Genomic DNA, 6,367 nt, shown 5'->3' on the forward strand with positions numbered 1-6,367 from the left:
CGGGGCCCATGCGGAACGCGCCTCGCCATCCCGGCAAAGGCGGGAATCCCGGCGCCGGGACGCGCACCCTCGCGGCCGGAGACACCCTGCTTCGACAACCAACCAGCGTATTAAGTCAGTGAACGTAGTTTCCGGCTTGGGGGCGTGGATCAGCCCCGGTTTCGGGAATTGCGCGTGGCGGCGCGCCGGGGCAAGGCGCCCTCCAGCGTCAGCCCCGTTGCCTCGTCGACGGAGGGCGGTCTTTCGTCCAGCTTCAACCGCATGACCCGCCCGACCTTGAATTTCACGGTACGCTTTGGGGGAACTGGGACTTTTTCCATCGTCTTGGGGTTCTGCGCCTCCCGCGCCGCACGCACGCGGCACTCGAAGACGCCAAAGTCGCGGAACTCCAGCCGGTTTCCGTTGCCCAGTTCTTCCACGATGGAATCAAGAAAGGCTTGAACAACGCGCTTGACGGTTACTCTTTTCAGCCCCTGTGCATCGGCAATGCGATCGATCAATTCCTTCTTGGTAACCGTGGCCATGACTTTCCCCAAACTTGCAGCCGATGTTCAGCATGTAATTACAGTAATGACAGGTCGCCGCAGAGCGATCCTGTCCGCTTTGGGCGAGCAGAGTTGAACGGCTCTAACTGCCTTGCAGACCAGAATTAACAGCGGTCCATCCTAGCGGATTCCCGCCGCGCCTTCAACGGGTCTCTCAAGTCGGGATATGCTCCACAGAATGCGGAAACCGGGCAGGTCGGTCTAACGCCCGCCTGATCGAGTCGAGCGAAACTGGCGGATGTAGTCGCGGTCTGGGCGCAGAGGATAGCCCTGGCGATCGAAGATCTGCACCGTGTATTCGACTTCCTCCTCGCCGGTCCTTGGGCCCGTCGCGCTCGGCCATGGACGGCGGTCCATCGATTCAGGTACGACTGCGAGAGGCTCTGGGTTGAAAATCAGTGCTACTTCATGGCGCTCCGGGGCCTTTCTGGCTCCACAGGGCCGATCCGCAGGGCGCAAAGCTTGGCATCCTGCCACGGGCAGAGCCAGTACGAGCACCAGGATCGCAGCTTTCCCCAAACCCCGCATCTTCATCCCCCCCTACTTTGGCCGCGGTGAAACCGGTCTGGCTCTTGCGACCACAACCAGGGAAGGGGCAACGACCATGCCGATGGCGGCCGAGCGCTTGGTCTGTCCGAGAACTCGGCGGAGAACTCGTTCGAGAATCACGTTTCGCCCGAGGAAACCGTTTGGTTCGACCTGGTCCGTCCGGGTCGGTCTGGATCGGCACGTTGTTCCGGGTCAACCTGCCTGTTGCCAACTACCCCGACCGCTGCGCCGCGACGCTGATTCGGCCCGGTCTTCCTGCCGCTCCGGCGCGGCCGCATCGCGAACCCCCATGTTGGCCCTCGACACCACCGCGTGGATTGAAAACCACACCGCCCGCACAATCGGGAGCCTCCGCCCCCGTCCGGCATCAGCGCAAACCACTGTAAAATAATCAGTTACGCGCTTTTGCCTCCGGGCTGCCGCCCGTGGTCGCAGGTGTGCCATCTTGTTCCCCGGCCTTTGAAATGACCCATGACCGAGGGCCGCCGTCCGCCGGGGGGAAACGCGATGAATCCGATTTTGCCGATTGATAGTTACTCAACGGGCCAGATTCTCGGCTCGGGTATCTCACCCCAGCAGCCGACCAGCGTGAACTCCGGCGGCGGCATCTCTCCTTCCTCCGGGTCGCAGGTATCCGGACTCAACCAGATCAGCAATGCCATCGGCCAAATGCTTCAGTCGGTGGGCGGCGGGCTCGAGAATGACCAGATGCTTCGCGCCGTCATCGGCATGATCATCCTCATGGCCGTCATCGAACAGCTTCTCGGAAACCAGCAGGACCAGGGACAGCAGGCACTCGCGCAGCTCGGGGGCAACAACTCCGGAGCCGGCACGAGCCTGTTCATCAGCTCGACGTCCGTCTCCATCGACTACTCGTCCACCACCATCGTCTACGGCGCCGGGCAGTCGGCCGACACCGGCACAGGCGATGCCGGACAGAGCGGACAGTCCATCGATCTGGCCTGGTGACACCGCAGGCACTCGTTACAGCACCCGAACGTCCGGCCTGAGGCCCCCGCGCCATCTCCCTGTGCATCGCGGCGAACACCCTGAAGAAAGCCAGACACCACGCCCCTTTCGCGACATTTCCGCCCCAACTGAGCCGTCTATTCATCACACGCAGGATCAGTTATGGTCTCCAAAGGCGGAGAGGAGCAGCGCGTCGGACGAGCGAGGATCCCCTCCCGATATTTCGAGGAGAACCCCTCATGAAAACGCAGTTACGTTTGGGAAAGGCCGGACTGCCCCGATTCGCCGCCCTCGCCGTTTTGGCCTGCGGATCGGTTGCAGCGCTCTGGGCAATGCCCGGTCTTCAGGCCGCCGGAGACGTTGCAAAGGACACCGGCGGCCAGTCCGGCAGGAACAGTGAGAGAACCATGCAAGTCTTCTATCTCGAAATCGTGACCAAAGACGTCGACTCAGTCTGCGCCGCGTACGAGAAGTTCGGCGGCGTGCAGTTCAGCAAACCGGACGCCGGGCTTGGCAACGCCCGAACGGCCCCGATGCCCGGTGGCGGGTTGGTGGGCGTGCGTGCGCCCCTGCGCGATAACGAAGAGCCCGTGGTTCGTCCATACTGGCTTGTGGACGACATCAAGACCGCTCTCGACCGGGCCGTACAAGCGGGCGGTGAAGTCGCTCACCCGCCCTTCGAAATCCCCGGCCACGGCACTTTCGCCATCTATATCCAGGGCGGAAACGACCACGGTCTCTGGCAGCGGTAGTCCCGAATCCATCGGTACCGATTTCATGCGACACCTCGGTGCCGGCTGAGACGATAAACGCTGAGTCCGTCACGCTGTACTCCCACGGTCGGCCCGCCGGTTACAAGTACGTCAGGTGAGACGCCGACCCGGTTCCTGCCCTGCCATTCCGGCAGCGGCAGCCGAATTCCCTGCATCAACAACTCATCCCGTTCCCTTAACTCAAGCATTGGCATAGCGTTACGCGCCGGCACGCCCTGGTACGCGATCTGCATTTCCCACTCCCGGGAAGGTTTCGCGCCCGAGTTCTCGGGCTTCGGCGAAGCATGCTCCGCAAACTGGAATGAGGAGGAACGCTCATGAATCCCGAGCGATTGACGGTTAAATCGACCGAAGCATTGCAACGATCCGAGCAGCTTGCCCGCACAGCAGGTCATGGCGAAGTTACGCCCCTTCACCTTCTGGCGGCGCTGGTGTCGCCCGAAGGAGTCGGCTCCGCCGGCGGCAGCGGCGGGATCGTCGTACCCCTCCTGGAAAAGGCCGGCGGCCAGGTCGCTCGCATCCGCTCCATCATCCAATCCGAACTCGGCCGGCTTCCCAAGGTCAGCGGCGGTTCGCTGGGCATGAACCGCGCCTTGCAGGACGTGCTCGACCGCGCCGACCGCGAGGCGCAGCAGATGAAGGACCAGTACGTCTCCACGGAGCACCTCCTGCTGGCGCTGGTCGAAGTCAAGAGCGATGCAAAGGAGGCGCTCAGCCTCAGTGGCGTAACCCGCGACGCCATTCTTGCGGCGCTGAAGGACTTCCGCGGAAGTGCCACGGCCTCGTCACAGAATCCCGAGGAGACCTACCAGGCACTCGAACGCTACGGCAAGGACCTCGTCGCCCTCGCCCGGCAGGGCAAGCTCGATCCCGTCATCGGCCGGGACGAGGAAATCCGCCGCTGTATGCAGATCCTCGCCCGGCGGACCAAGAACAACCCCGTGCTCATCGGTGAGCCCGGCGTCGGAAAGACCGCCATCGTCGAAGGGCTCGCACAGCGCATCCTCGCCGGCGACGTACCCGAAGTACTCAAGAACAAGCGCGTTGTCGCGTTGGACATGGGCGCCCTGATCGCCGGCGCCAAGTTCCGCGGCGAGTTTGAGGAACGGTTGAAAGCCGTCGTCCGCGAAGTCGTCGATTCCGCCGGCAGCGTGATTCTCTTCATCGACGAGCTTCACACCGTCGTCGGCGCCGGCCGCGCGGAAGGCGCCGTCGATGCCGGCAACCTGCTCAAGCCCGCACTGGCTCGCGGAGAGCTCCGCTGCATCGGCGCCACCACCCTCGACGAATACCGCAAGCACGTCGAAAAGGACAAGGCCCTCGAACGCCGCTTCCAGACGCTCTACGTCCGCGAGCCCACCGTCGAGGACACCATCGCCATCCTGCGCGGGCTCAAGCCCCGCTACGACGCCCACCACGGCGTGCGCATCCAGGACTCGGCCCTCGTCGCCGCGGCCACGCTGTCGAACCGCTACATCACCGACCGCCACCTGCCCGACAAGGCCATCGACCTCGTCGACGAGGCCGCCTCGCGCCTGCGCATCGAGATCGACTCGCTGCCCACCGAGATCGACGTCGTCGAGCGCCGCATCCGCCAGCTCGAGATCGAGCGGGTGGCCCTCGCCAAGGAGACCGACGCCCCGTCGAAGGAGCGGCTCGAGGCGCTCGACCAGGAGCTGGCCGACCTCACCGAGCAGCGCGACGGCATGCTCGTCCACTGGACGAACGAGAAGGAGGCCATCGGCCGCATCCAGGCCCTCAAGGAGGAGATGGAGCACCTGCGGTCGGACCTCGAGCGAGAGACCGACCTCGAGAAGGCGGCCGAGATCCGCTACGGCCGCATCCCCGAGCTGGAGCGCCAGGTCGAGGAGGCCAGTGCCCGGCTCGACGAGCTCCAGGGCGAGCAGCGGATGCTGAAGGAGGAGGTCGACGCCGAGGACGTGGCCGAGATCGTGGCCAAGTGGACCGGCGTCCCCGTCTCCCGGCTCATGGAGGGCGAGTCCCAGAAGCTGGTCCGCATGGAGGAGGTCCTCCACGAGCGGGTCATCGGCCAGGACCAGGCCGTGGTGGCGGTGGCCAACGCCATCCGCCGCAGCCGGGCCGGCCTGTCCGACCCGCACCGCCCCATCGGGTCGTTCCTCTTCCTCGGGCCCACCGGTGTCGGCAAGACCGAGCTGGCCCGCACCCTGGCCGAGTTCCTCTTCGACGACGAGCGGGCCATGGTCCGCATCGACATGTCCGAGTACATGGAGAAGCACGCCGTGAGCCGCCTCGTCGGCGCCCCTCCCGGCTACGTCGGCTACGACCAGGGCGGCCAGCTCACCGAGGCCGTCCGGCGCCGCCCGTACTCGGTGGTGCTGCTCGACGAGCTCGAGAAGGCCCACCCGGACGTGTTCAACATCCTCCTGCAGGTCCTCGACGACGGCCGCCTCACCGACGGACAGGGCCGCACGGTGGACTTCACCAACGTCGTGCTGATCATGACCTCGAACCTGCCGGGGGAGCCGATCGACCACTTCCGGCCCGAGTTCGTGAACCGGATCGATGAGATCGTCCGGTTCCGGGCCCTCACCGAGGCCGACCTGGCGCCGATCGTGGACATCCAGCTCGAGCACCTGCGGGACCGGCTGGCCGAGCGCCGGATCACCCTCGAGGTGACCGAGGCCGCCCTCGCCCACCTGGCGGCGGCCGGCTACGACCCGGCCTTCGGGGCCCGACCGCTGAAGCGGGTCATCCAGCGGGAGGTGGCCGACCGCCTGGCCGCCGACCTCCTGGCCGGCACGATCAGCGACGGCGACACCGTGGCGGTGGACGCCGTCGAGGGCGAGATCGTCGTCGCCCCCGTCGCCGAGGTCTGAACCCCCGGATCTGGCCACTCACCGTGACCGGTGGGGCCGATCGGCCCTACCTGGTCACGGTGGGTGGCGCGATCATGCTCGTACAAGGGAAGCGAAGATCCGTCGGCCCATCTGGTCGCGTTGCCGGCGGGGAGCCAGTAGCGAAACCGGCCCCTGGAGACAACCTGTCGACGGGGAGCGCACCGAACCCCCTGTCGACCTGACGACAGGAGCGGCCATGACCGCCACCCGCCCACGCCGCCGTCGGGGCCTCGGCCTCCTCGGCCTGGTGAGCATCGTCTCCGGCGTCCTCCTCGCCGTGAGCGGGCTCACCCTTCCCGCCAGTGCGACCGACCTCACGCCGGTCGACGTCGCCGGCAACCCCACGTGCGCCGATCTCGGCTACCTCTTCGGGTTCAAGATCGACAGCCAGCCGGCGGCCGGCACCTACCCCGTCACCGAAGCCGAGAGCGGCATCGTCGGTGGTGGGACGGTGACCATCAGCAACGTCGTCGTGATCGACGGCGTGATCTACTTCGACTGGAGCTCGACCATCCCGTGGGATGCCGTCAGCGTGAAGCAGGGCGACGCAGCGGCCGTCTACTACTACGTCCCCGCTTCGACCGGTGACACAGGGCTGCACCCGTCGCTGACCGACGCCGAGCCGAACGGCTCGATCAGCCACGTCGACTTC

General features: G+C 65.7%; 5 protein-coding genes and 1 riboswitch. Of the genes, 4 read left to right on the forward strand and 1 reads right to left on the reverse strand.

Annotation, left to right across the window (positions count from 1 at the left end; translation table 11 throughout):
- Window positions 1-149 precede the first annotated feature (149 nt).
- The gene (locus J5J06_17995; GenBank protein ID MCO6438989.1) at window positions 150-524 is read right to left on the reverse strand and encodes an integration host factor subunit beta; all 375 of its coding nucleotides are present in this window, start codon (window positions 522-524) and stop codon (window positions 150-152) included.
- A gap of 1,077 nt (window positions 525-1,601) precedes the next feature.
- On the opposite strand from J5J06_17995, the gene J5J06_18000 reads away from it, so the two are divergent.
- The 4 genes from J5J06_18000 to J5J06_18015 form a co-directional block, all read left to right on the forward strand.
- Window positions 1,602-2,063: a hypothetical protein gene (locus J5J06_18000; GenBank protein MCO6438990.1), complete on the forward strand. Its 462-nt coding sequence runs from the start codon at window positions 1,602-1,604 to the stop codon at window positions 2,061-2,063.
- 407 nt (window positions 2,064-2,470) lie between these two features.
- Window positions 2,471-2,815, forward strand: a complete 345-nt coding sequence (locus J5J06_18005; GenBank protein ID MCO6438991.1) for a hydroxylase — start codon at window positions 2,471-2,473, stop codon at window positions 2,813-2,815.
- A gap of 338 nt (window positions 2,816-3,153) precedes the next feature.
- The gene (locus J5J06_18010; protein ID MCO6438992.1) at window positions 3,154-5,694 is read left to right on the forward strand and encodes an AAA family ATPase; all 2,541 of its coding nucleotides are present in this window, start codon (window positions 3,154-3,156) and stop codon (window positions 5,692-5,694) included.
- Between the two features lie 78 nt (window positions 5,695-5,772).
- A riboswitch (cyclic di-GMP riboswitch) is annotated at window positions 5,773-5,855 on the forward strand.
- Between the two features lie 56 nt (window positions 5,856-5,911).
- Window positions 5,912-6,367: hypothetical protein (locus J5J06_18015; protein ID MCO6438993.1), on the forward strand; the 456-nt coding region annotated here is incomplete at its 3' end.

This window comes from Phycisphaerae bacterium (assembly GCA_024102815.1).
Lineage (GTDB): Bacteria > Planctomycetota > Phycisphaerae > UBA1845 > UBA1845 > JAGFJJ01.